Source organism: Stenotrophomonas sp. GD03930 (assembly GCF_029839665.1).
Taxonomy (GTDB): Bacteria; Pseudomonadota; Gammaproteobacteria; order Xanthomonadales; family Xanthomonadaceae; genus Stenotrophomonas; species Stenotrophomonas forensis.
Window position 1 is genome coordinate 2,067,037 of record NZ_JAOCAV010000001.1, and the last position, 22,287, is coordinate 2,089,323.

The window sequence follows — 22,287 nt, forward strand, 5'->3', positions numbered from 1 at the left end:
CGTTCATCACAGTTTGATATTCAAAGGCCGGACGCGACACAAACGGCGTCGTTGACCACCCCGACTATAATCAAACACCCGTGATGACCGGTTCAGACTCCATGCCCGACCCCGCCGCCCTGCTTGCCCTGGATGCCCGCCGCTCAGTGCCCTCGCGGCAGCTCGGCGAGCCCGGACCGGACCCGGCCACCCTGCAGCGGATGCTGGCTTCGGCGGTGCGCGTGCCCGACCACGGCAAGCGCGTGCCGTTCCGCTTCCTGAAGATCGCCGGCGATGCACGTCACACTCTGGGCGACTTCCTGGTCAAACGCAGCCGCCAGCGCGACCCGCATGCCGGCGAGGCGGTATTCGAGAAGGACCGCCAGCGCTTCAGCCACGCGCCGCTGGTGATCGTGGTGGTGGCCAGCCCGCGCCCGGACCCGAAGGTGCCCGAGCAGGAGCAGCTGATGACCGCCGGCTGCGTCTGCTTCGCCCTGCTGCAGGCGGCACAGGCGCTGGGCTTCGGCGCCCAGTGGCTGACCGCGTGGATGGCATTCGACCCCGCCGTGCAGGCCCACCTGGGCCTGGCCGCGGGCGAAAGCATCGCGGGTTTCATCCACATCGGTACGCCGAAGGCCGAGGTTCCCGAGCGCGAGCGCCCCGACCCTGCGGCGCTGCTGCGCGACTGGACGCCGCCGGCATGACCCTGCCGGCACCGGCGCCCTCGCTGTACCTGGTTGATGCCAGCATCTATGTGTTCCGCGCCTGGCATTCGTTGCCGGACCAGTTCCTGGATGCACAGGGCTGGCCGACCAACGCCGTGCACGGCTTTGCCCGCTTCCTGCTGGACCTGCTTGAGCGCGAGCGCCCGCGGCACATCGCCATCGCCTTCGACGAAGCGCTCGACAGCGGCTTCCGCCACCGCCTGTACGCGGCCTACAAGGCCAACCGCGACCCGGCGCCGGAAGCACTCAAGCGCCAGTTCGTGCACTGCAAGGCACTGTGCGCCGCGCTGGGCCTGGTGGTGCTGGCCCATCATGACTACGAGGCCGATGACCTGATCGGCAGTGCCCTGCACCAGCACCGGCACAGCCATCGTGGCGTGATCATTTCCGCCGACAAGGACCTGTCGCAGCTGCTGCTCGATCACGACGAGCAGTGGGACTACGCGCGCAACCAGCGCTGGGACGTGGCCGGCGTCAAGGCGCGGCATGGCGTGCATGCGCACCAGATCGCCGATTACCTGGCGCTGTGCGGCGATGCGGTGGACAACATTCCCGGCGTCAGTGGTGTCGGCAGCAAGTCCGCCGCCGTGCTGCTGGCCCACTTCGGCAGCATGGATGCGCTGTACGAACGCCTGGACGAAGTGCCGTTCCTGCGCCTGCGCGGCGCCGCGCAGATGGCGGTGCGCCTGCGCGAGCAGCGCGAGCACGCCCTGCTGTGGCGCCAGCTGACCACCATCGCGCTGGATGCGCCGCTGGAAGGCAGCCAGCCCGGACTGCTGCGCCAGGCGGCCGACCCGGAGCTGCTCGGTGGCCTGTGCCAGACCCTGCGCTTCGGCCCGATGACCCGCCGCCGGCTGTTCGATGCCGCCGGCGTGGCCGACCCTCTTCCCATCCACAGCGAGCCCGCATGAGCCAGCGCAATACCGAAGCCCCGCGTGTCGTCTATGAAGGCAAGTACCAGCGCATGCTGGTGCGCGGCACCTGGGAATACAGCGAACGTACCCATGCCGGTGGCCTGGCGGCGATCATCATCGCCGTCACCCCCGAGGACAAGGTGCTGTTCGTCGAACAGTTCCGCGTGCCACTGCAGGCACCCACCATCGAGATGCCAGCCGGCCTGGTCGGCGACATCCATGCCGGCGAGTCGATCGAAGTATCGGCCGTGCGTGAGCTGGAAGAAGAAACCGGCTGGACCGCCGATCACGCCGAAGTGCTGATGATCGGCCCGACCTCCTCCGGTGCCAGCAGCGAGAAGATCGCCTTCGTGCGCGCCACCGGCCTGCGCCGGATCGGCGAAGGCGGAGGCGATGACAGCGAGGACATCACCGTGCACGAGATTCCGCGCGCGCAGGCCGCAGCGTGGCTGGTGCAGAAAATGGGCGAAGGCTACGAGCTGGATGCCAAGCTGTGGGCCGGCCTGTGGATGATCGAGCACCACCTGGACGGGCGCGCGCGTGGCTGACGCCGACCTGCACGCGCTGCCGGCGTTGCTGGGCGCTGACGACCCGGCGCTCTACACGATCCACCAGCCGCGGGGCGCCTCGCCGTTCCTGCTGCTGGCCGACCACGCCGGCCAGCAGGTACCGCGTGCCCTCGCCGGCCTGGGCTTGCCGCAGGCCGAACTGGACCGCCACATCGGCTGGGACATCGGCATTGCCGGCACCACCCGCGCATTGGCCGAACGGCTCGATGCCTGGGCGATCGAACAGACCTATTCGCGGCTGCTGATCGACTGCAACCGTCCGCTGGCCTCGCCCACGCTGATTCCGGAAGTGAGCGACCACACCGTGGTGCCAGCCAATGTCGGGCTGTCGACAGCGCAGCGGCAGCAGCGCATCGATGCGATCCACGCGCCGTACCACGCGCGCATCGACGCCGAACTGGACGCGCGCCGAGATGCCGGCCGCCCCACCCTGCTGGTGATGATGCACAGCTTCACCCCGGTGATGAACGGCATGCAGCGGCCGTGGCAGGCCGGCGTGCTGTACCACCAGGACACGCGATTTGCGCATGCACTGCTGCAGGCGCTGCGCGACGAAGGCGACCTGGTGGTGGGCGACAACGAGCCGTACTCGGTGAGCAGCACCAGCGACTACGCAGTGCCGGTGCATGGCGAAGGCCGCGGCCTGGTGCACGTGGAGCTGGAAATCCGCCAGGACCTGATTGCCGATGCCGCCGGACAGCAGGCATGGGCGGAGCGGCTGGCGCGGATCTTCAGCGCGTTGCAGCCGCAGTTGCTGGCGGCCGGTTGAGGATCGTCCACGCATGGCGTGGATCTACCCCGAATCGGTAGTGCCGGCCGCTGGCCGGCAACCTCAGGACAGTTGGATCATTGCGTTTGCCGGCCAGCGGCCGGCACTACCGCTACCGCTGCCGGGCGCAGGCCCAGCGCGATCACCACGCCGAGCGCGGCGAACAGCGCGGCGCCGTACTGTGCATTGACCATGCCCTGCAGGGCATCGGGACTGGTTGCTGCCTGCGTGCCGCGTGCGGCGTTGGCGACCATCACCAGTACCGCCAATCCCAGGGCGCCGCCGATCTGCTGGGCGGTGGCCGCCATGCCGGACGCGACACCTTGCTGCGGACCCGGCACTCCCTGCCCGGCCACGATCCACATCGCCGTCCAGCTCATGCCCTGGCCGATGCTGAGCACCACGATGCCCGGCAGCAGCGGCCAGTAGCCGGCGCCATGCGGCATCGCCAGCGCCACCGCGGCGATGCCGATGGCACCGGCGGCGAATCCCCAGGCCAGCACCTGCCGTGGCGAACGGCACCGCAGCATGCGTTCGGCAATACGGATGCCGAAGGTGCACACCAGTGTCGGCAGCAGGAAGGCCATCCCGGCCTGCAGCGGGCTCCAGCCATAGCCGTCCTGGAAATACAGCGCCAGGAAGTAGTACTGCACGCCATAGCTGCTCATGAAGGCGAAGGTCAGGCCGAGTGCCGCGCGCAGGCCAGGCAGGCGCAACAGCGAAAACTGCATCAGCGGGTCTCGGCTGCGCCTTTCGATCTGTACGAACACCGTCAACAGTACGGCTGAAAGCAGCAGGCAGATGAGCGTGGCCGGCGCCGTCCAGCCCCACTCCGGGCCCTGAACCAGGGTGGTAACCAGCAGGCTGCCGCCGGCGGTGACGGTGAGGCAACCGGCCAGGTCGAATGAACGGCCCTGCACCCGTGGGCCATCGGCCGGCAGCCACGCGCCGGCCGCGACCGCACACGCAGTTGCCAACGGCACGATCACCGCCAGCACCGCCGGCCAGCCGAACGCCTGGGTCAGCACCCCGCCCAGCAACGTGCCCAACGCCAACCCGACCGCGCTGGCCATGCTCCAGATCGCCAGCGCGCGGTTGCGCACCGGGCCCTCCGCGTACAGCGTGTTGATCAGCGCCAACGTGGCCGGGAACAACAATGCAGCACCGATGCCCTGTGCCGCGCGCGCGATGATCAACAGCGTGGCATTGGGCGCCAGTGCACCCAGCAGCGAGGCCAGCGCGAACAGCAGCATGCCCAGCCGGTAGAAGCGGCGACGGCCGATCAGATCGGCGGCACGCCCGCCCAGCAGCAGGCTGCCGCCGAAGGCCACGGTGTAGGCACTGACCACCCATTGCAGCTGCTGCGCGTTGATCTGCAACGCGCGCCCCATGTCATGCAGGGCGACGAAGATGATGGTGGCGTCCAGGGCGATGATCAGCTGGGCGGTGGCCAGCAGGGTCAGCGCCCAGCGCGGGTATTTGAGGGGAGGCATCGGTGGTCTGGCGCGGTGGGGGAGCGCAGTCTCATTGATGCAGCCGAATCAATAAACCCCCAATCCACCATATCTGTCATGATTTTCGGCATGAATGAAGCCCCGATGGACCTCAATGCCGTGCGCATGCTGGTACAGGTGGCCGAGGCACGCAGCTTCACTGTCGCTGCCGGCCAGCTCGGCCTGAGCCAGTCCGGGCTGTCGCGCGCGATCAGCCGGCTGGAAGCCACGCTGGGGGTGAAGCTGCTGCAGCGGAACACCCGCAACGTGGCACTGACCCCGGATGGCCGCCAGTTCGTCGATCAGGTCTCGCCCCTGCTGGCCGGCCTCGACGACGCCGAGCGGCAACTGGCCGACCGACCTTGCACACCCTCGGGCACGCTGAAGATCAGCGCGCCGTCGATGTTCGGGCGCAAGGTGCTGGTGCCGCTGCTGGCGCCGCTGCTGCAGCAGCATCCGCAGCTGCAGGTGGAAGCCGTGCTCAGCGATCGTCTGGTCGACCTGGTTGAAGAAGGGTTCGATGCCGCGCTGCGCACCGGGGTCATCGCCGACCAGCGCATCGTCGCGCGTCCCCTGCGTCCGCTGCGCTGGGTAACCGTGGCCAGCCCGCGGTACCTGGAGCGCTGTGGCTCGCCGGCCGATGTGGCCGCGTTGCAGGAACATGCCTGCCTGGCGGTGCGCAACCTGCGCAGCGGCCGCCAGGTGGATTGGCAGTTCCTGCAGGACGGGCAGCTGCGTGAGTTCACCCCGCCGACGCGGATGGTGTTCGACAGCGGTGATCCGCTGGTGGAAGCGGCGATCGCCGGCATCGGCATCGTGCAGGTGATGGATTTCGCGGTGGCCGATGCGCTGGCCGATGGCCGCCTGCAACGCGTGCTGCAGCCGTTCGAAGGCCGCAGCCGTGCGCTGTCGTTGATCTACCCGCCGTCGCGCCAGCACTCACCAAAGCTGCAGGTACTGGCCGACGCGCTGCTGGCCGGAGAGTGGTAGCGCCGGCCGCTGGCCGGCGTCCACGTCGATCCAATCGTTTCGGGGTTGCCGGCCAGCGGCCGGCACTACCGATCAGGCAAAACCATCGGTGGCGCGCACCAGCGCGTCCACATTCTCCGCTTCGAACGCCGAGTGGCCCGAGGCCGGGGTGATTTCCAGCTTCGCCTTCGGCCAGACCTTGGTCAGGTCCCAGGCATTGGCCAGCGGGCAGACCACGTCGTAGCGGCCGTGCACGATCACGCCCGGGATATCGGCGATGCGGTGCGCGTCGCGCAGCAGCTGGTCTTCCACCTCGAAGAAGCCGCCGTTGACGAAGTAGTGGTTCTCGATGCGGGCGAAGGCCAGCGCGAAATGCGGGTCTTCGTGGCTGTTGATGAAGTCATCATCGACATGCAGGAAGCTGGTCGCGCCTTCCCACACCGCCCACGCCTTGGCGGCTTTTAGGCGGGTGGTTTCGTCGTCGCTGGTCAGGCGGCGGTGGAAGGCCGAGATCAGGTCGTGGCGCTCGACGGCCGGAATCGGCTTCAGGTAATGCTCCCACGCATCCGGGAACAGGCGGTTGGCGCCTTCCTGGTAGAACCATTCCAGCTCCCAGCGGCGCAGCATGAAGATGCCGCGCAGCACCAGTTCGGTCACACGCTGCGGGTGGGTTTCGGCGTAGGCCAGGGCCAGGGTCGAGCCCCAGCTGCCACCGAACACCTGCCAGCGATCGACCTTCAGGTGCTCGCGCAGTTTTTCGATATCGGCAACCAGGTCCCAGGTGGTGTTGTCCACCAGATCGGCGTGTGGGGTGGAACGGCCGGCGCCGCGCTGGTCGAACAGGATGATGCGGTACTTGGACGGGTCGTGGAACTGGCGCATCTTGTCGCTGCAGCCGCCGCCCGGACCACCGTGCAGCATCACCACCGGCTTGCCGTCCGGGTTGCCGCACTGTTCGAAGTACAGCGTGTGGCGGTCGTCGACCTTCAGGGTGCCGACGTCGTAAGGGGTGATGGCGGGGTACAGCGTACGCATGCTTGCAGCTCCAGGGTGATGCCCTGCCGGGGCAGGAGAACCCCCATTCTAGGCCGGTCGCCGGCCGAGGGTGATGCGGTCGCGCTGCTCCAGGTCCTGCACGGTCTGCACGTCGGCGAAACGCGCCGCCTCGAACAGCGCGCGGATCGCTTCGCCCTGGTCCCACCCGTGTTCGATCAGCAGCCAGCCCCCGGGCAGCAGGTGCGCCTGGCCACCGTCGACGATGCGGCGGATGTCATCCAGGCCATCCACGCCGGAGGCCAGCGCGGTAGCCGGTTCGAAGCGCAGGTCGCCCTGCTGCAGATGCGGATCGTCGCTGGCGATGTACGGCGGGTTGCTGGCGATCAGGTCGAAGCGCGCGGCCTGCAGCGGCGCGTACCAGTCATGCCCGCCCTCGGCGAAGCGCACGTTGCGCAGTTCATGGCGTGCGGCGTTGCGCGCGGCTACGGCCAGCGCACCCGCGCTGGCATCGGTGGCCAGTACCTGCGCCTGCGGCCGTTCGCTGGCCAGCGCCAGCGCGATCGCGCCGCTGCCGGTACCGAGGTCGGCCAGCTGCAGCGGGCGGCCCAGTGGAAGGCGATCCAGTGCCAGTTCCACCAGCAGTTCGGTTTCCGGGCGCGGAATCAGCGTGGCCGGGTCGACCTCCAGGTCCAGCGTCCAGAAACCGCGGCGACCGGTCAGGTAGGCCACAGGCTCGCCGGCCACGCGACGCGCCAGCAGCGTTTCGAAGGTGGCGAGTTCAGCGGCGGGCAGCGGGTCGGTAGCGTGTGCGAACAGCCAGCTGCGCGGGCGCTCCAGCACGTGCAGCAGCAGCAGTTCGGCCTCGTGGCGGGCCTCGATGCCGCCCAGGCGGGCACTGGCCTCGGCCACGACCTGGCGCAGGGAGGGTTCGGTTTTGACGGACATGCCGCAATTGTAGAGTCGAGCTTGCTCGACTGCTCCCTGCCCATGGTCGAGCAGGCTCGACGCTACAAAAGGCGGGAATCCGTTCAGGTTCTGGCGGACGGGATAAGGAAGGGCTATCGGCCGCCTTCACCCTCCAGGGAAGATTTTCCTTGTCACACAGGCAGTTGCAGGATGGAGGCAGCCGGATTCAGTGCCTGCTCAGTGCATTATGATAGATTCTATCTATCAAATAGATGCAATCAATGGATTGTTCTTATCGCCAGCGAGTCGGTAACCTAGCTCCTGTCGATTCACCCACTCCCCTTCACCCAGAGGAATAACGATGTCCCTGATCAACACCCAGATCCAGCCGTTCGAAGCCAATGCTTACCTGAATGGCGAGTTCATCAAGGTTTCCGACAGCACCCTGAAGGGCCAGTGGTCGGTCCTGATCTTCATGCCGGCCGCCTTCACCTTCAACTGCCCGACCGAGATCGAAGACGCCGCTGACCATTACGCCGAGTTCAAGAAGGCCGGCGCCGAGGTCTACATCGTCACCACCGACACCCACTTCTCGCACAAGGTGTGGCACGAAACCTCGCCGGCCGTCGGCAAGGCCCAGTTCCCGCTGGTCGGCGACCCGACCCACCAGCTGACCAACGCCTTCGGCGTGCACATTCCGGAAGAAGGCCTGGCCCTGCGCGGCACCTTCATCATCAACCCGGAAGGCGTGATCAAGACCCTGGAGATCCACTCCAACGAGATCGCCCGTGACGTCTCCGAGACCCTGCGCAAGCTGAAGGCTGCCCAGTTCACCGCCGCCAACCCGAACCAGGTGTGCCCGGCCAAGTGGAAGGAAGGCGAGAAGACCCTGACCCCGTCGCTGGACCTGGTCGGCAAGATCTAAGGCAGTACCGGCCTGCCGTGGCCCCACGCCACGGCGCGCCCTTCATCCCCGTGCCGGTCCCCCCGCCGGCGTGGGGGTGAACCCAAGACAGCCAATGCTCGCCCGCCTTGGCCAGCCAGCCCCTTCCACGGTCGCTGTCTTGGGTTCACCCCTACCCCCTGCTGGTCCGCTACCTTCTACAGCGGTGCCACGCCCCCTGTTTGCCTGAAGCCAGGAGATGACCCGATGTTGGACGCCAACCTGCAGTCGCAGCTGAAGACCTATCTGGAGCGCGTGACCCGCCCGATCCAGATCACCGCGCACGCCGACGACGGCGCCAAGTCGCAGGAGATGCTGGAACTGCTGCAGACCCTGGAAAGCCTGTCGGACAAGATCTCGCTGCAGGTGCTGCGCGACGGCCAGGGCCGCGTGCCGTCCTTCGACCTGGGCACCCCGGGCCAGGACATCCACCTGACCTTCGCCGGCCTGCCGATGGGCCACGAGTTCACCTCGCTGGTGCTGGCGCTGCTGCAGGTCGGCGGCCACCCGTCCAAGGCCACCGCCGAGCTGATCGAGCAGGTGCAGAACCTGGAGGGCGACTTCAAGTTCGAAACCTACTTCTCGCTGTCCTGCCAGAACTGCCCGGACGTGGTGCAGGCGCTGAACCTGGCCGCCGTGCTCAACCCGCGCATCCAGCACGTGGCCATCGACGGCGCCCTGTTCCAGGACGAAGTCGAGAAGCGCGAGATCATGTCGGTGCCGACGGTGTACCTCAACGGTGAAGTGTTCGACCAGGGCCGCATGACCCTGGAGCAGATCGTCGCCAAGCTGGACACCAATGCCAGCAAGCGCGATGCCGAGAAAATCGCCGCCAAGGATGCCTTCGACGTGCTGGTGGTCGGTGGTGGCCCGGCCGGCGCCGCTGCGGCGATCTACGCCGCGCGCAAGGGCATCCGCACCGGTATCGCCGCCGAGCGTTTCGGTGGCCAGGTGCTGGACACCATGGCGATCGAGAACTTCATCTCGGTGAAGGAGACCGAAGGCCCGAAGCTGGCCACGGCGCTGGAACAGCACGTGCGCGAGTACGACGTGGACATCATGAACCTGCAGCGTGCCAGCGCTCTGGTGCCGGCCGGCGAAGACGGCCTGGTGCAGGTGCAGCTGGAGAACGGCGCGGTGCTGAAGTCGCGTTCGGTGATCCTGTCCACCGGCGCGCGCTGGCGGCAGATGAACGTGCCGGGCGAAGACCAGTACCGCAACAAGGGCGTGGCCTACTGCCCGCATTGCGATGGCCCGTTGTTCAAGGGCAAGCGCGTGGCGGTGATCGGCGGCGGCAACTCCGGCGTCGAGGCGGCCATCGATCTGGCCGGCATCGTGTCGCATGTAACCCTGCTGGAATTCGATTCCAGCCTGCGCGCCGATGAAGTGCTGCAGAAGAAGCTGCGCAGCCTGGGCAACGTGACCGTGCTGACCAGCGCGCAGACCACCGAAGTGCTGGGCGACGGCAGCCGGGTCACCGGCCTGGTCTACAAGGACCGCGTCGGCGGCGATGCCCACCGCGTCGAGCTGGAAGGCATCTTCGTGCAGATCGGCCTGCTGCCCAACACCGAGTGGCTGAAGGACACCGTGGCACTTTCGCCGCGCGGCGAGATCGTCATCGATGACCGTGGCCAAACCAACCTGCCGGGCGTGTTCGCCGCAGGCGATTGCACCACGGTACCCTACAAGCAGATCATCATCGCCATGGGCGCTGGCTCGACCGCCGCACTGAGCGCGTTCGACCACCTGATCCGCTCGTCGGTCAGCAACAGCAGCGGTGCCGTTGCTGAAGCGGCCTGATCCACCGTTCCCAGATCACCGGGAACATTGTCTGCCTGTCGGGTAACCATGCCGTCAGCCGGTCCGTTACCCCTGGGGTGTAAGGATGAACCTACGTGATCTGAAGTACCTGGTAGCCCTGGCCGACCACAAGCATTTCGGCCGGGCTGCCGCCTCCTGCTTCGTCAGCCAGCCCACGCTGTCGACGCAGATCCGCAAGCTGGAAGAAGAGCTGGGCCTGCCGCTGGTGGAACGCGCGCCGCGCAAGGTGATGCTGACCCCGGCCGGGCAGGAAGCCGCCGCGCGGGCACGGGTGATCGTGTCCGAAGTGGAGCAACTGAAGGAAGCGGCGCGACGCAGCCGCGATCCGGAAGCCGGTACGGTGCGCCTGGGGATCTTCCCGACCCTGGGCCCGTACCTGCTGCCGCATGTAATCCCCCGCATCCGCGAACGCTTCCCGGAGCTGGAGTTGCTGCTCGTCGAGGAAAAGAGCGACGTGCTGCTGGACCGCCTGCGCGAAGGCAAGCTCGATGCCGCGCTGCTGGCGCTGCCGGTGATCGACGACCAGCTGCATGCCGAGTTCCTGTTCGAGGAGCCGTTCCTGCTGGCCGTGTCCGGGCGCCATCCGCTGGCTCGCCGCGAACACCTGGACGTGCAGGAGCTGGCCACGCAGAAGCTGCTGCTGCTGGAAGACGGCCATTGCCTGCGCGACCAGGCGCTGGAAGTGTGCCGCCTGTTCGGCGCCAACGAGAAGTCCGAGTTCCGCGCCACCAGCCTGGAAACCCTGCGGCAGATGGTCGCCGCCGACGTCGGCATTACCCTGCTTCCCAGCCTGTCGGTGCAGCCGCCGGTGCCGCGCTCGAACAACATCCGCCTGCTCGACTTCACCGGCGAAGGTCGTCCGAGCCGCCGCATCGCCATGATCTGGCGCCGCAGCTCGGCGATGAATGGCTTCCTGATGGAGCTGGCCGACCAGTTCAAGCGGCTGCCGCATGCACTGTTCACGCTCGACGCGGTGAATGCCGTCGGCGACGACGCCAATGCCCTGCCCGGCCCCGCGCTGAACGGCTGAGCCCCCACAGCCTAGGCCCGGAATCGGCAGGAGTCGATTCCGGTCGCATTTGTCCCCACAATACAGACAGGCGGCGCCAGCGGGTGCCGCCTTTTGCATGGTTTTCAACCAAGGAGCTTCACCATGAACACCGCCAGCGGCCTGCCGCCGTCGATCACTGTTTCCACCTTCGACATGGACCGCCTGGAGGCCATGCTCGACTCCCCTGCGCTGAGCCAGACGCCTGCCGCGCTCGCGCTTGCTGAAGAACTCAACCGGGCCACCGTGCTGGCGCCGGACCAGATTCCCGAAGGCATCGTCATGATGCATTCGCGCGTGGAGTGCGAAGATGAAGTGTCGGGCGAAAAACACGTCCTGACCCTGGTCTTCCCCCGCGAAGCCAACGTCGATGAAGGCAAGGTTTCCGTGCTGGCCCCGGTCGGCAGTGCCCTGCTCGGCCTGGCCATCGGCCAGAGCATCGACTGGAATGCGCCCGGCGGCCGCAAGCTGCGCCTGCGCGTGACCGCGGTCCACAACGACCGCCCCTGATTACCGCTGCGCACCGCGCGCGATTCGATCCCCCTGCACCAGGAGCCGTAATGAGTACCCCGTCCAAACTGTCCCAGCTGCGCGAACTGTCCGTGGTCGTTGCCGATACCGGTGACTACGACGCGATCAAGCGCCTGCAGCCGGTGGATTGCACCACCAACCCGACCCTGGTGAAGAAGGCGCTGGACCTGCCGGTCTACGCCGAACTGATCGAACGCGAACTGGCCTGGGGCCGCCAGCAGAGCGGTGACCGCGAAGCCGTGGTGCACGCCGTGGCCGACCGCCTGACCATCGGCGTCGGCGCGCTGCTGAGCACGCTGGTGCCGGGCCGCGTGTCCACCGAAGTGGACGCCGACCAGGCCCACGACACCACCGCGACCGTGGCCAAGGCCCGCCAGTTCATCCAGATGTACGCCGATGCCGGCGTGCCGCGCGAGAAGATCCTGATCAAGATCGCTGCGACCTGGGAAGGCGTGGAAGCCGCGCGCATCCTGCAGGCCGAGGGCATCGACTGCAACCTGACCCTGATCTTCAACCCGACCCAGGCGCTGGCCTGCAGCGAAGCCGGCGCATTCCTGATCTCGCCGTTCGTCGGTCGCATCCTGGACTGGTACGTGGCCAATGGCCAGACCCCGGCCAGCATCGACGAAGACCCGGGCGTGAAGTTCGTGCGCGGCGTGTATGCCGAGTTCAAGCGCCGCGGTTCGCCGACGGTGGTGATGGGCGCCTCGTTCCGTTCGACCGCGCAGATCGAAGCGCTGGCCGGCTGCGACCGCCTGACCATTTCGCCGGACCTGCTGGAGAAGCTGGACGCCGACCATGGCGAGCTGCCGCGCAAGCTGGTGGCCGGTGCCGCCGACGGCGCAGCGGTGACCCCGATCGACGCAGCGAAGTTCGCCGCCGACCTGGCCGCCGATCCGATGGCGACCGAGAAGCTGGCGACCGGTATCGATGCGTTTGCCAAGGATCTGCAGGCGCTGCGCGAGCGGATTCGTTCGGAACTGTGAGGATTTCGGCCAACGGCTGAGCCCCTCGTGGCGGATCGTTTTGTAGAGTCGAGCTTGCTCGACTGACCGCTAAAGCAAAAGCCGCGCTGGGTCGGGCGGGTTGGGTTCGCGGGGGACGCCGTGAACCCGTCCCTGGGGCTTGGCCGCGGCATCCATGCCGCGGACACTCCCGCGAACCCAACCCGCCCGCCCTCTGACAGTTTCCTGTGGCCGCCCGCCACGGAAGAAAGAAAGAAAAGCAACAGCGGGTCGCGCGCTGCGCTTGCTCGCAGTCGAGCAAGCTCGACTCTACGGAGCACTGCATACAAACAAAAGGACGCGGCGAAGGCCGCGTCCTTTTGTTTTCCTTCAGTCCGTCAGTAACCCATGCTCTTGCCCACCGTCACAGGGAAACTGTCGAAGGTGGGACGGGGGCGGCTGGCAGGACCGTTGGCGCCATGGATGGCGCCATCGAGCCCCCAGGGACGGGTTTACGGCGTGTCCTGCCAGCCGCCCCCGTCCCGCCAAACCATCAGCAACCCAGAGCCGCTTTGGATGTTGATGTTGATGTTGCCCGCCGCAGGCGGACCACCGCGCGTCAGCGCGGCCCCTCCACATCCAGCCCGATCGGGCAGCTCACGCCGGTGCCGCCGATACCGCAGTAACCGTTCGGATTCTTCGCCAGGTACTGCTGGTGATAATCCTCGGCGTAGTAGTACGTCGGTGCCGGGTACACGATCTCGGTGGTGATCGGGCCGTAGCCGGCCGCATCCAGCTGCGCTTGGTAGGCCTCGCGGCTGGCCAGCGCGGCGGCGTACTGGGCCTCGTCGGTGGCGTGGATCGCCGAGCGGTACTGGGTGCCGGTGTCGTTGCCCTGGCGCATGCCCTGGGTCGGGTCGTGGCTTTCCCAGAACAGCTGCAGCAGCCGCTCCAGGCTCACCACCGCCGGGTCGAACACCACCTGCACCACTTCGGTGTGGCCGGTCAGGCCCGAACACACCTCTTCATAGGTCGGGTTCGGGGTGATGCCACCGGCATAGCCGACCGAGGTGCTGTACACGCCCGGCTCGTTCCAGAACTTGCGTTCGGCGCCCCAGAAGCAGCCCAGCGCAAAGCGGATCTGCTGCAGGCCAGCGAAACGGTCCTTCAGCGGATGACTGTTCACGAAGTGCTGGTTGCTGTGCAGCGGCAGCGGCTGCTCGCGCCCCGGCAGTGCTTCTTCCGGGCGCGGCAGGCGCTGCTTGAAGGCCCCGATGCCGAGGATGCCCTGGCCAATTCCCAACATGATGCGCTCCTACGCCGGAAGGCCGGCAATGTCGTCTGCATCTGAAATGGGGTCGTCCGGCGCGTGGCCCAAGTCCAGCGAGGCCACGATGTCCTCGGCCTGCGGCCGCGCCGCATCCGGGATGCCGACCCGCAGTACGCCGAACAATGGCAGCTCGCCCATGCCACCCAGCAGCTGCTCGCCAAACACGAAGGCGGGGATGCCGGCGTCTTCCAGTGCGTGCTTGACCAGGTGGGCGTCGAACAGGTTGTCGGCCTTGTACACGATGTGCATGCGACGGCTCCTTGGGGCAGGGGTCCAGCATACGCCCGGGCGCTGAATGCCGGTGGTGCGTTCTGCCGGCCAGCGGCCGGCACTACCCCCATCTGCGTGTCGATACGCAATCTGCCGGCCGGCAACCCCGGAAGGTGGGGGGTAGTGCCGGCCGCTGGCCGGCAACCCAGGCGCTGCCGGGCAGCCCTGCGCCGTACGCGCTAGACTGTTGGTCTTTCTGCCCTTTTTCGCCCCAGACTCATGTCCGAGCACACCCCCGCCAGCCCCGAGACCCCCGCCGACAGCCACGAGAAGCGCGATTTCATCCGCCAGATCGTGCGCGAGGACCTGGCCAGCGGAAAGCACCAGGCGATCAAGACCCGCTTCCCGCCCGAGCCGAACGGCTACCTGCACATCGGCCATGCCAAGTCGATCTGCCTGAACTTCGGCATCGCCGGTGAGTTCAGCGGTGTCTGCAACCTGCGCTTCGACGACACCAACCCGGCCAAGGAAGATCCGGAATACGTGGCCGCGATCCAGGACGACGTGCGCTGGCTGGGCTTCGAGTGGAACGAGCTGCGCCACGCCTCGGACTACTTCCAGACCTACTACCTGGCCGCCGAGAAGCTGATCGAACAGGGCAAGGCCTATGTCTGCGACCTGTCGGCCGAGGAAGTGCGCGCCTACCGTGGCACCCTGACCGAGCCGGGCCGCCCGTCGCCGTGGCGCGACCGCAGCGTCGAGGAGAACCTCGACCTGTTCCGCCGCATGCGCGCCGGTGAATTCCCGGATGGTGCGCGCACCCTGCGCGCCAAGATCGACATGGCCAGCGGCAACATCAACCTGCGCGATCCGGCCCTGTACCGCATCAAGCACGTCGAACACCAGAACACCGGCAATGCGTGGCCGATCTACCCGATGTACGACTTCGCGCACGCGCTGGGCGATTCGATCGAGGGCATCACCCACTCGTTGTGCACGCTGGAATTCGAAGACCACCGCCCGCTGTACGACTGGTGCGTGGACAACGTGGATTTCGCCCACGACGACGCGCTGACCCAGCCGCTGGTCGACGCCGGCCTGCCGCGCGAAGCCGCCAAGCCGCGCCAGATCGAGTTCTCGCGCCTGAACATCAACTACACGGTGATGAGCAAGCGCAAGCTGATGGCGCTGGTTACCGAGCAGCTGGTGGACGGCTGGGAAGACCCGCGCATGCCGACCCTGCAGGGCCTGCGCCGCCGTGGGTACACGCCGGCAGCGATGCGCCTGTTCGCCGAGCGCGTGGGCATCAGCAAGCAGAATTCGCTGATCGACTTCAGCGTGCTGGAAGGCGCGCTGCGCGAAGACCTGGACAGCGCCGCGCCGCGCCGCATGGCCGTGGTCGACCCGGTCAAGCTGGTGCTGGCCAACCTGCCCAAAGGCCACGAAGAGCAGTTGACCTTCAGCAACCATCCGAAGGACGAAAGCTTCGGCAGCCGCCAGGTGCCGTTCGCTCGCGAAGTGTGGATCGACCGCGAGGACTTCGCCGAAGTGCCGCCGAAGGGCTGGAAGCGCCTGGTTCCGGGTGGCGAAGTACGCCTGCGCGGCGCCGGCATCATCCGCTGCGATGAGGTGATCAAGGATGCCGACGGCACCATCACCGAGCTGCGCGGCTGGCTGGATCCGGAATCGCGCCCGGGCATGGAAGGCGCCAACCGCAAGGTCAAGGGCACCATCCACTGGGTCAGCGCCGTGCATGGCGTGCCGGCCGAGATCCGCCTGTACGACCGCCTGTTCTCGGTGCCGAACCCGGACGACGAATCGGAAGGCAAGACCTATCGCGATTACCTCAACCCGGAATCGCGCCGCACCGTCACCGGCTATGTCGAGCCGGCCGCGGCCAGCGCTGCCCCGGAGCAGTCGTTCCAGTTCGAACGTACCGGCTACTTCGTTGCCGACCGCCGCGACCACACCGAGGCCAAGCCGGTGTTCAACCGCAGCGTGACCCTGCGCGACACCTGGTCGGCCTGAGGACCTGCGCGGGCGCCAGCACGGCGCCCGCACGCCCGCGACGATGATCACCGCCCTGTCCGCCCTGCTCTGGTTCATCTCGCAGCATCCGCTGCTGACGTTCTTTGCAGCGATGGTGCTGGCCGGGCTGGTCTCGTGGTGGCGGCGCTTTCCGGGCTACGCCATCGTGGTGTTCCCGCTGGCGATGCTCAACATCTTCCTCGGCCACTTCCTCAACGCCACCTTCCTCAATGCGGTCGGCGAGCGTGGTGAAGCGGTGATCATCAAGGCCGAGGAAACCAACTCCACCCTCAACGAACAGTACATCTGGCGCTACGAAGCGGTGCTGCGTACCGCCGAGGGCCGTGACGTGGAGGTGGTGTTCCATACCAACACCGCCTCGTTGTGGCCACTGGAGAACGCGATCCGCATTCCGGCGCAGGACCAGCCCTTCGTGGTGAAGTACACCCCGGGCTTCCCGCGCAACTTCGTCATCCTCACCAACGAATCACCGCACGGCATTGCCCAGGCCCGGGCCAGCGCGCGCGAACGCGTGGAAGTGGCCGCACGCAAGCTGCATTTCAGCCCGGGCAACGCCGATTTCCGCGCAGACTATCGCCGCGAGCTGGAGACCTGGTTGCGCGAGCATGGCAATGATCCGCAGCAGCAGCCCGACGCACGGCGTTATCGCGCCGAACTCGACGCACTCGACGCAATCGATCGCTAGACCCCAGGCACGGCCTGGATGTTCCACCCCATCCATCCACAGGCCTGACATGACCACAACTTCCACCGCACTCCTCCCGCTGCTGCAGCAGGTGCTGCAGGAAGGCGGTATCGCCTGCCGCGTCGACGCTGGCGCGCTGCTGCTGGACGGTGGCCTGCGCCTGACCCCGCATGCCGTGGCCGCGAATGAACGCGACAACGGTGGCTGGCAGACCTCCACCGTCATCGAGACCCAGCACCCTGTGCTGTTCGCCGACGGCCTGTTCGAGTACCAGCACGCCAACGGCGCCGACGAACAGGCATCGCTGCTGTCCGGCTTCCAGACCTGGATGCGGGTGGACCTGGCGACCCTGCAGACCGCCGTCGGCGCCGCAGACGCGCAGGGCCTGCCGATGCTGGGCCTGACCTATCCGGGCGCCGAGGAAGGCGAAGAACTGCAGCGCACCGTGGTGCTGGGGCCGCTGGCGCACTACCGCGCACAGGAGGTGGATGCCTCCACCTGCGGCGAGGACGACCACGGTTCCTGCCCGTGCTGCCTGTTCACCCGCAGCATGGACGCCTTCGACGAGCTGCTGAGGGCGCGCCCGTTCCTGGCCATCCGCCTGTTCGCCTCGCGCGACGCCGAGGGCCTGTGCGAAGCCGATTGCCGGGTCAACGGCCACGATTTCGCCGCTGCCCTGCCCCTGCTGCGCGCCTATGCCGCCAGCTGGCCACAGGCCGGGCTGGAGTTCCGCAAGCAGTACGTGGTGATCCGCACCGGCTCGCCGGGCTGACCCACCGCCACACCCGGTACAGGCCGCTGCGGCTACACTGCGCGCCGGTTTCCCAAGCAACCGCACCTTCTTCCATCCCACACGAGGCACCCCCGCGATGCTGTACGCGCAAGTCCACCTGACCCTTCCCGCCTGGATCCACGACCAGATCGACCTGGATCGTCGATATCCCGGCGATGAGGCCAAGGTCGCGCTGGCGATCGAGCTGTCGCGGTTGAACGTCGAGCACGCCAGTGGCGGCCCGTTCGGTGCGGTGGTGTTCGGCCCGGATGACAAGGTGATCGCCGCCGGCGTGAACCGGGTGATGCCGCACGCGACCTCGCTGGCGCACGCCGAGAACATGGCCTACATACTGGCCCAGCAGCGCCTGCAGACCCCGCGCCTGAACGCGGTGCTGTCGCCGGTCACCCTGGCCACCAGCTCGCAGCCGTGCTGCCAGTGCTACGGCGCCACGGTGTGGGCCGGCATCGACCGCCTGCTGATCGGCGCCAACTCGGCCGACGTCGAGGAGCTGACCCCGTTCGATGAAGGCCCGCTGCCGGCCGACTGGGTCGGTGAGCTCAACAAGCGCGGCATCGAAGTGGTGCAGGGCCTGAACCGCGATGCTGCGCGCAGCGTGCTGCGTGCCTATGGGGAAAGCGATGGCGCCCGTTACTGAGACCGGAATCGGCCTGCTGTGCCTGTGCCGGCAGGGCTTCGAGCCCGAACTGGCCGGCGAGCTGCAGTTCCGCGCGGGCGAAGCCGGTTTCGCCGGCTATGCCCGCACCCAGCGCAATGACGGCTACGTGCTTTTCATGTGCGACGACGCCGCTGCATTGGCACCGCGCCTGCGCTGGCGCGAGCTGATCTTCGCGCGGCAGAAACTGCTGGTACTGGCCGAGCTGCCGCAGCTGGATCCGGCCGACCGCATCACGCCGATGCTGGAGGTGCTGGCCGATGCGCCGCGCTTCGGCGACCTGTGGGTGGAGCATCCCGACTCGGATGCGGGCAAGCCGCTGTCCGGTCTGGCGCGTGCCTTCGGCAACGCGCTGCGCCCGGCGCTGCGCAAGGCCGGCAAGCTGACCGACAAACCGAACAACCGCCTGCCACGCCTGCACGTGGTGTTCGTCGATGGCACCCACGCCTTCGTCTGCATCGCCGACCCGGCCGACAGCGCACCGTGGGCGCTGGGCATTCCGCGCCTGAAGCTGCTGCCCGAAGCCCCCTCGCGTTCAGCGCTGAAGCTGGATGAAGCACTGTTGACCCTGCTGACGCCGGAAGAACGCGAGGCACTGGCCAGGCCGGGCATGCGCGCGGCCGACCTTGGCGCCGCACCCGGCGGCTGGACCTGGGTGCTGACCCGCCAGCACATGCACGTGCTGAGCATCGACAACGGCCCGCTACGCCAGCATGTACTGGATACCGGACTGGTCGAGCACCTGCGCGCCGATGGTTTCCACTGGCACCCGGAGCAGCCGCTGGACTGGATGGTCTGCGACATGGTCGAGCAGCCGCGCCGCGTGGCCGAGCGCATGGCCACCTGGTTCCGCGAAGGCTGGTGCCGGCACGCGATCTTCAACCTGAAGCTGCCGATGAAGAAGCGCTGGGACGAGACCCGGCTGTGCCTGGACCTGTTCCAGGACCAGGCCGGCAAGCCGCTGGTGGTGCGCGCCAAGCAGCTGTACCACGACCGCGAAGAGATCACCGTACTGGCTTCGCCGCTGCGCTGAGGCCATCGTGCCCGCCGGGCATGGCCCGGCGCTACCGAGGGATGCAACCATGCGATACCGCTCGACTCCGATACTGATCGCCCTGCTGGCGGCGGCGCCTGCCCTTGCCCAGCAGTTGCCGCATACGCCCGCGCAGAGCCAACCGCTCGGCCCGACCGGTGGCGCGATCCGCCAGCAAGCGCTGGGCGCCGGCCGGGTCACCGGCAGCGTGGAGATTGCACAGCCGGCCGGCGAAGCGCAGGTGACCGTACGTTCGCTGGAGCCGAGCAGCGTGGTCGGCCAGTACCGCATCCGCTTCAGCGACCTGGACGTGAACGGCGATGGCTTCATCAGCCGCGAGGAAGCACAGGCCAACCCGGCATTGGCCGACGAGTTCAACGCGCTGGACCGCAAGCACCGCGGCAAGCTCGACCGCGCCGACCTGGCCGGTTGGCTGGTGGATTGAAAAAAGGGACGGAGGGGATTAAGTCGTTTGTGCCACAAACGACTTAATCCCCTCCGTCCCCTTTTTTGCGTCAGACGCCGGCGGCGCGCTTCCAGAATGCCTGCACCAGCGGCGGCCATTTGCCGACGCAGCCCAGCGCGCGGCCACGGGCCAGAGTCAGGTGCATCTCATCATTGGAGAACAGGCGATTGATCGCGTCGAAGCTGTAGGCGGCGATGTGATTGTCGCTGCGACGTTCGCGGGCCCAGCGCTGCAGCCGCTGCGGTGAAAGGCGCGGCTGGCCGCGGCGCTCCGTCGAAGGCGCCAGCCACTGCTGCAGGGCGGCGACATCGCGCAGGCCCAGGTTCACGCCCTGCCCGGCCAGCGGATGCACGACATGCGCGGCATCGCCCAGCGCCAGTACGCGACCAGCGACATAGTGGCGAGCGAGCTGACGGCGCAGCGGGAACGCCGCACGTGCCGAGGCCAGCCGCAGTTCGCCCAGGCGGGCGGCAAAGGCGCGGGTCAGTTCCCGATTGAACGCGGCTTCGTCCAGGGCCAGCACGCGAGCGGCTTCATCCTCCGGAAGGGTCCAGACAATCGAACTGCGGTGCTCGGCCACCGGCAGCAGCGCCAGCGGCCCGGTCGGCAGGAAGCGCTGCCAGGCCGTGGCCTGGTTCGGCAGTTCACTGTCCACGTAGGCCACCACGCCACGCTGGTGGTAGTCATGCCGCTCGACCTCGATCCCGGCCAGCCGGCGCAGGGTCGATTCGGCGCCGTCAGCGGCCACCGCCAGCGCCGCTTCCAGGCGACGGCCGTCGTCGAGGCGCAGGCGCACGCCGGCCTCGTCCTGCTCCAGCGTCTCCACCCGCGCCGGGCAATGCAGCTGCACGCCCGCGGCCGGCAGCGCCGCCCACAGGCGATCCTGCAGCAGGCCGTTCTCGACGATGTAACCCAACTCGCGCCGACCGAAGCGGTCCGCGTCGAACAACAGATCCTCACCACCTGCCGCATCCCACACCTGCATGCGCCGATAGGGCCACGCGCGGGCCTGCGCGATGGCAGGCCACACGCCCAGCCGGTTCAACAGCTGCACATTGTCAGCGGCGAAGGCAAACACCCGCAGGTCCGGCTGCGCGGCCTGCCAGGGCGCCGGTTCACGGCCTTCCACCAGTGCGACCGAGAGCCCGGCATCGGCCAGTGCCAGCGCGCAGGCCGCACCCACCACGCCGCCACCGACGATGGCCACATCCAGACGCACGTGCCGGCTCATGCGGCTTCTCCGCGGCACAGGCGCGGCACTTCGCCGCGGAAGCCCATCGCGCCACCGACCAGCATCGACTGCACCGAGGCGCGTTGCGCGGCCACCAGGCCGAGGCTGCGCAGCGGTCGCATCAGCGGTGCCGGGTTGCTGGTCAGCCGCGCCAGGCCACCGGAGAACGCCACCGTCTGCCGGCGGTCCTCCTCACGGCGCGCGACATAGGCCTGCAGCAATGCGTCACTGCCGGCGTCCTCATGCGCATCCTCCAGCAGCTCGGCCAGGGTCAGCGCATCGCGCAGGCCCAGGTTGAAGCCCTGTGCGCCCAACGGGTGGATGGTCTGTGCGGCATTGCCGAGCAGCACCGCGCGCTCACCGGCCAGCGCGCGCGCCAGCACCTGGATCAATGGATAGGCACTGCGCGGGCCGGAGTCGAGCAGGCGGCCGGCGCGCCAGCCGATCGCGTGCTGCAGTCGCTGCAGCCAGGCGGCATCATCCAGCGCCATCACCGCGTCGGCCTGGTCGCGCGCAACACCATGCACGGTGCCGAAGTGGCGGTCGCCGCGCGGCAGCAGCGCGGTCGGGCCGGTATCGGTGAAGCGCTCCCACGCCGTGCCATCCGGCGCGCGCTGGCTGCGCACGCGGGCGACAAACAGCGTCTGCTGGAAATCATGGCGGTCGACCTCGATCCCCAGCGCACCGCGCACGGCACTGGCGGTGCCATCGGCACCGACCACCAGCCGGGCCAGCAGCACGTGTTCGCCGCTCTCATCGGCCACCCGCACCTGGCGATAGCCATCGACCACCTCGCCCAGCCCCAGGAAACGCATCGGCCGGTAACGGCGCAGCCGCGGCAGCTCCTGCAGCCGAGCCTCCAGCGCCTGGCCGAAATCGCGCGCGACCACCACCTGGCCGAACCAGGGCCGGTCATAGTCACTGGCGTCAAGCTGCACGCGGCCGAAATCACCGGCGCGGCTGACATGGATGCGGCGGATCGGTCCCGGCGCCATCGCCAGCTTCTGCATCACGCCCAGCGCAGTCAGCGCGTTGACGGTGGCCGCGGCGAAACTGAGGTTGCGCTGGTCGAACACCGCCGGCAGTTCACCGGCGGGACTGGCCTCGAGCAGGCCTACGTCGCGGCCCAGGCGCTCCAGGGCAATGGCCAGGCTGGCGCCGACCAGGCCGCCTCCGACGATCAGCACGTCATGTCGTTCACTCATGCGTTCATGATACGCGCTCGTCC

Annotated in this window: 23 protein-coding genes; 16 read left to right on the top strand and 7 right to left on the bottom strand. The window is 67.9% G+C overall.

The window, feature by feature from the left end:
- Positions 1-101: 101 nt before the first annotated feature.
- From N5C18_RS09335 to N5C18_RS09350, 4 genes are read left to right on the top strand one after another with little or no spacing between them, the layout of a single operon-like run.
- The gene (locus N5C18_RS09335) at positions 102-683 is read left to right on the top strand and encodes a nitroreductase (protein WP_279944353.1); all 582 of its coding nucleotides are present in this window, start codon (positions 102-104) and stop codon (positions 681-683) included.
- Positions 680-1,615 carry a 5'-3' exonuclease H3TH domain-containing protein gene (locus N5C18_RS09340; RefSeq protein WP_279944354.1) on the top strand — a complete coding sequence of 312 codons (936 nt, stop codon included), beginning with the start codon at positions 680-682 and terminating at the stop codon, positions 1,613-1,615. The genes N5C18_RS09335 and N5C18_RS09340 overlap by 4 nt, the downstream gene beginning before the upstream one ends.
- Entirely contained in the window at positions 1,612-2,166 is a 555-nt protein-coding gene (locus N5C18_RS09345) for an NUDIX hydrolase (RefSeq protein ID WP_049457965.1), read from the top strand. Before N5C18_RS09340 ends, N5C18_RS09345 begins: the two co-directional genes overlap by 4 nt.
- Positions 2,159-2,956 (top strand): N-formylglutamate amidohydrolase, encoded by a 798-nt coding sequence (locus N5C18_RS09350; protein WP_279944355.1) that lies wholly within the window; start codon positions 2,159-2,161, stop codon positions 2,954-2,956. The genes N5C18_RS09345 and N5C18_RS09350 overlap by 8 nt, the downstream gene beginning before the upstream one ends.
- 77 nt (positions 2,957-3,033) lie before the next feature.
- On the opposite strand, the gene N5C18_RS09355 is transcribed toward N5C18_RS09350, so the two are convergent.
- On the bottom strand, positions 3,034-4,449 hold the full coding sequence (locus N5C18_RS09355; protein WP_053448860.1) for an MFS transporter: 1,416 nt from the start codon (positions 4,447-4,449) through the stop codon (positions 3,034-3,036).
- Between the two features lie 105 nt (positions 4,450-4,554).
- Here N5C18_RS09355 and N5C18_RS09360 point away from each other — a divergent pair, with 105 nt between their 5' ends.
- Positions 4,555-5,439: a LysR family transcriptional regulator gene (locus tag N5C18_RS09360; RefSeq protein WP_053451245.1), complete on the top strand. Its 885-nt coding sequence runs from the start codon at positions 4,555-4,557 to the stop codon at positions 5,437-5,439.
- 72 nt (positions 5,440-5,511) lie between these two features.
- Here N5C18_RS09360 and pip read toward each other — a convergent pair whose 3' ends face one another.
- Both pip and prmC read right to left on the bottom strand, forming a co-directional pair.
- Positions 5,512-6,453, bottom strand: a complete 942-nt coding sequence (pip, locus tag N5C18_RS09365) for a prolyl aminopeptidase (protein WP_279944357.1) — start codon at positions 6,451-6,453, stop codon at positions 5,512-5,514.
- Between the two features lie 48 nt (positions 6,454-6,501).
- The gene (prmC, locus tag N5C18_RS09370) at positions 6,502-7,359 is read right to left on the bottom strand and encodes a peptide chain release factor N(5)-glutamine methyltransferase (protein WP_279944358.1); all 858 of its coding nucleotides are present in this window, start codon (positions 7,357-7,359) and stop codon (positions 6,502-6,504) included.
- A 322-nt stretch (positions 7,360-7,681) separates the two neighbouring features.
- Here prmC and ahpC point away from each other — a divergent pair, with 322 nt between their 5' ends.
- From ahpC to N5C18_RS09395, 5 genes are all read left to right on the top strand, one after another.
- The gene (gene ahpC / locus N5C18_RS09375) at positions 7,682-8,245 is read left to right on the top strand and encodes an alkyl hydroperoxide reductase subunit C (protein WP_004144811.1); all 564 of its coding nucleotides are present in this window, start codon (positions 7,682-7,684) and stop codon (positions 8,243-8,245) included.
- Between the two features lie 225 nt (positions 8,246-8,470).
- On the top strand, positions 8,471-10,063 hold the full coding sequence (gene ahpF, locus N5C18_RS09380) for an alkyl hydroperoxide reductase subunit F (protein WP_053448857.1): 1,593 nt from the start codon (positions 8,471-8,473) through the stop codon (positions 10,061-10,063).
- Between the two features lie 85 nt (positions 10,064-10,148).
- Positions 10,149-11,114, top strand: a complete 966-nt coding sequence (locus N5C18_RS09385; RefSeq protein ID WP_008268420.1) for a LysR substrate-binding domain-containing protein — start codon at positions 10,149-10,151, stop codon at positions 11,112-11,114.
- 123 nt (positions 11,115-11,237) lie between these two features.
- Positions 11,238-11,642 (top strand): nucleoside diphosphate kinase regulator, encoded by a 405-nt coding sequence (gene rnk, locus N5C18_RS09390; protein WP_004154317.1) that lies wholly within the window; start codon positions 11,238-11,240, stop codon positions 11,640-11,642.
- A gap of 50 nt (positions 11,643-11,692) precedes the next feature.
- Entirely contained in the window at positions 11,693-12,649 is a 957-nt protein-coding gene (locus tag N5C18_RS09395) for a transaldolase (protein ID WP_053448856.1), read from the top strand.
- A gap of 577 nt (positions 12,650-13,226) precedes the next feature.
- Here N5C18_RS09395 and msrA read toward each other — a convergent pair.
- Entirely contained in the window at positions 13,227-13,892 is a 666-nt protein-coding gene (gene msrA, locus N5C18_RS09400) for a peptide-methionine (S)-S-oxide reductase MsrA (protein ID WP_049457340.1), read from the bottom strand.
- A 30-nt stretch (positions 13,893-13,922) separates the two neighbouring features.
- Positions 13,923-14,186: a DUF2007 domain-containing protein gene (locus tag N5C18_RS09405; protein ID WP_004154314.1), complete on the bottom strand. Its 264-nt coding sequence runs from the start codon at positions 14,184-14,186 to the stop codon at positions 13,923-13,925.
- A 240-nt stretch (positions 14,187-14,426) separates the two neighbouring features.
- Here N5C18_RS09405 and N5C18_RS09410 point away from each other — a divergent pair, with 240 nt between their 5' ends.
- The 6 genes from N5C18_RS09410 to N5C18_RS09435 all read left to right on the top strand — a co-directional run bounded on the left by N5C18_RS09410 (position 14,427) and on the right by N5C18_RS09435 (position 19,807).
- Positions 14,427-16,175, top strand: a complete 1,749-nt coding sequence (locus tag N5C18_RS09410) for a glutamine--tRNA ligase/YqeY domain fusion protein (protein WP_180878962.1) — start codon at positions 14,427-14,429, stop codon at positions 16,173-16,175.
- A 43-nt stretch (positions 16,176-16,218) separates the two neighbouring features.
- On the top strand, positions 16,219-16,881 hold the full coding sequence (locus tag N5C18_RS09415) for a hypothetical protein (RefSeq protein ID WP_279944360.1): 663 nt from the start codon (positions 16,219-16,221) through the stop codon (positions 16,879-16,881).
- Between the two features lie 49 nt (positions 16,882-16,930).
- A complete protein-coding gene (locus N5C18_RS09420; RefSeq protein ID WP_279944361.1) occupies positions 16,931-17,653 on the top strand; it encodes a DUF6348 family protein in 723 nt (240 codons plus the stop codon).
- Positions 17,654-17,750: 97 nt separating this feature from the next.
- Positions 17,751-18,311: a nucleoside deaminase gene (locus tag N5C18_RS09425; protein ID WP_107379140.1), complete on the top strand. Its 561-nt coding sequence runs from the start codon at positions 17,751-17,753 to the stop codon at positions 18,309-18,311.
- On the top strand, positions 18,295-19,362 hold the full coding sequence (gene rlmM / locus N5C18_RS09430) for a 23S rRNA (cytidine(2498)-2'-O)-methyltransferase RlmM (protein ID WP_053448852.1): 1,068 nt from the start codon (positions 18,295-18,297) through the stop codon (positions 19,360-19,362). The genes N5C18_RS09425 and rlmM overlap by 17 nt, the downstream gene beginning before the upstream one ends.
- Before the next feature lie 49 nt (positions 19,363-19,411).
- Entirely contained in the window at positions 19,412-19,807 is a 396-nt protein-coding gene (locus N5C18_RS09435; protein ID WP_053448851.1) for a hypothetical protein, read from the top strand.
- A gap of 70 nt (positions 19,808-19,877) precedes the next feature.
- Here N5C18_RS09435 and N5C18_RS09440 read toward each other — a convergent pair whose 3' ends face one another.
- Complete coding sequence (locus N5C18_RS09440; RefSeq protein ID WP_279944362.1) at positions 19,878-21,059, bottom strand: UbiH/UbiF family hydroxylase; 1,182 nt, start codon at positions 21,057-21,059, stop codon at positions 19,878-19,880.
- Positions 21,056-22,264 carry a 2-octaprenyl-6-methoxyphenyl hydroxylase gene (gene ubiH / locus N5C18_RS09445; RefSeq protein ID WP_279944363.1) on the bottom strand — a complete coding sequence of 403 codons (1,209 nt, stop codon included), beginning with the start codon at positions 22,262-22,264 and terminating at the stop codon, positions 21,056-21,058. The genes N5C18_RS09440 and ubiH overlap by 4 nt, the downstream gene beginning before the upstream one ends.
- Positions 22,265-22,287 lie beyond the last annotated feature (23 nt).

What these genes read in the sequence shown, in the direction of transcription:
- N5C18_RS09335 (WP_279944353.1), top strand. Translation starts at nt 102, where the DNA reads ATGCCCGACCCCGCCGCCCTGCTTGCCCTGGATGCCCGCCGCTCAGTG.
- N5C18_RS09340 (WP_279944354.1), top strand. Translation starts at nt 680, where the DNA reads ATGACCCTGCCGGCACCGGCGCCCTCGCTGTACCTGGTTGATGCCAGC.
- N5C18_RS09345 (WP_049457965.1), top strand. Translation starts at nt 1,612, where the DNA reads ATGAGCCAGCGCAATACCGAAGCCCCGCGTGTCGTCTATGAAGGCAAG.
- N5C18_RS09355 (WP_053448860.1), bottom strand. Translation starts at nt 4,449, where the DNA reads ATGCCTCCCCTCAAATACCCGCGCTGGGCGCTGACCCTGCTGGCCACC.
- N5C18_RS09360 (WP_053451245.1), top strand. Translation starts at nt 4,555, where the DNA reads ATGGACCTCAATGCCGTGCGCATGCTGGTACAGGTGGCCGAGGCACGC.
- pip (WP_279944357.1), bottom strand. Translation starts at nt 6,453, where the DNA reads ATGCGTACGCTGTACCCCGCCATCACCCCTTACGACGTCGGCACCCTG.
- prmC (WP_279944358.1), bottom strand. Translation starts at nt 7,359, where the DNA reads ATGTCCGTCAAAACCGAACCCTCCCTGCGCCAGGTCGTGGCCGAGGCC.
- ahpC (WP_004144811.1), top strand. Translation starts at nt 7,682, where the DNA reads ATGTCCCTGATCAACACCCAGATCCAGCCGTTCGAAGCCAATGCTTAC.
- ahpF (WP_053448857.1), top strand. Translation starts at nt 8,471, where the DNA reads ATGTTGGACGCCAACCTGCAGTCGCAGCTGAAGACCTATCTGGAGCGC.
- N5C18_RS09385 (WP_008268420.1), top strand. Translation starts at nt 10,149, where the DNA reads ATGAACCTACGTGATCTGAAGTACCTGGTAGCCCTGGCCGACCACAAG.
- rnk (WP_004154317.1), top strand. Translation starts at nt 11,238, where the DNA reads ATGAACACCGCCAGCGGCCTGCCGCCGTCGATCACTGTTTCCACCTTC.
- N5C18_RS09395 (WP_053448856.1), top strand. Translation starts at nt 11,693, where the DNA reads ATGAGTACCCCGTCCAAACTGTCCCAGCTGCGCGAACTGTCCGTGGTC.
- N5C18_RS09405 (WP_004154314.1), bottom strand. Translation starts at nt 14,186, where the DNA reads ATGCACATCGTGTACAAGGCCGACAACCTGTTCGACGCCCACCTGGTC.
- N5C18_RS09410 (WP_180878962.1), top strand. Translation starts at nt 14,427, where the DNA reads ATGTCCGAGCACACCCCCGCCAGCCCCGAGACCCCCGCCGACAGCCAC.
- N5C18_RS09415 (WP_279944360.1), top strand. Translation starts at nt 16,219, where the DNA reads ATGATCACCGCCCTGTCCGCCCTGCTCTGGTTCATCTCGCAGCATCCG.
- N5C18_RS09420 (WP_279944361.1), top strand. Translation starts at nt 16,931, where the DNA reads ATGACCACAACTTCCACCGCACTCCTCCCGCTGCTGCAGCAGGTGCTG.
- N5C18_RS09425 (WP_107379140.1), top strand. Translation starts at nt 17,751, where the DNA reads ATGCTGTACGCGCAAGTCCACCTGACCCTTCCCGCCTGGATCCACGAC.
- rlmM (WP_053448852.1), top strand. Translation starts at nt 18,295, where the DNA reads ATGGCGCCCGTTACTGAGACCGGAATCGGCCTGCTGTGCCTGTGCCGG.
- N5C18_RS09435 (WP_053448851.1), top strand. Translation starts at nt 19,412, where the DNA reads ATGCGATACCGCTCGACTCCGATACTGATCGCCCTGCTGGCGGCGGCG.
- N5C18_RS09440 (WP_279944362.1), bottom strand. Translation starts at nt 21,059, where the DNA reads ATGAGCCGGCACGTGCGTCTGGATGTGGCCATCGTCGGTGGCGGCGTG.
- ubiH (WP_279944363.1), bottom strand. Translation starts at nt 22,264, where the DNA reads ATGAGTGAACGACATGACGTGCTGATCGTCGGAGGCGGCCTGGTCGGC.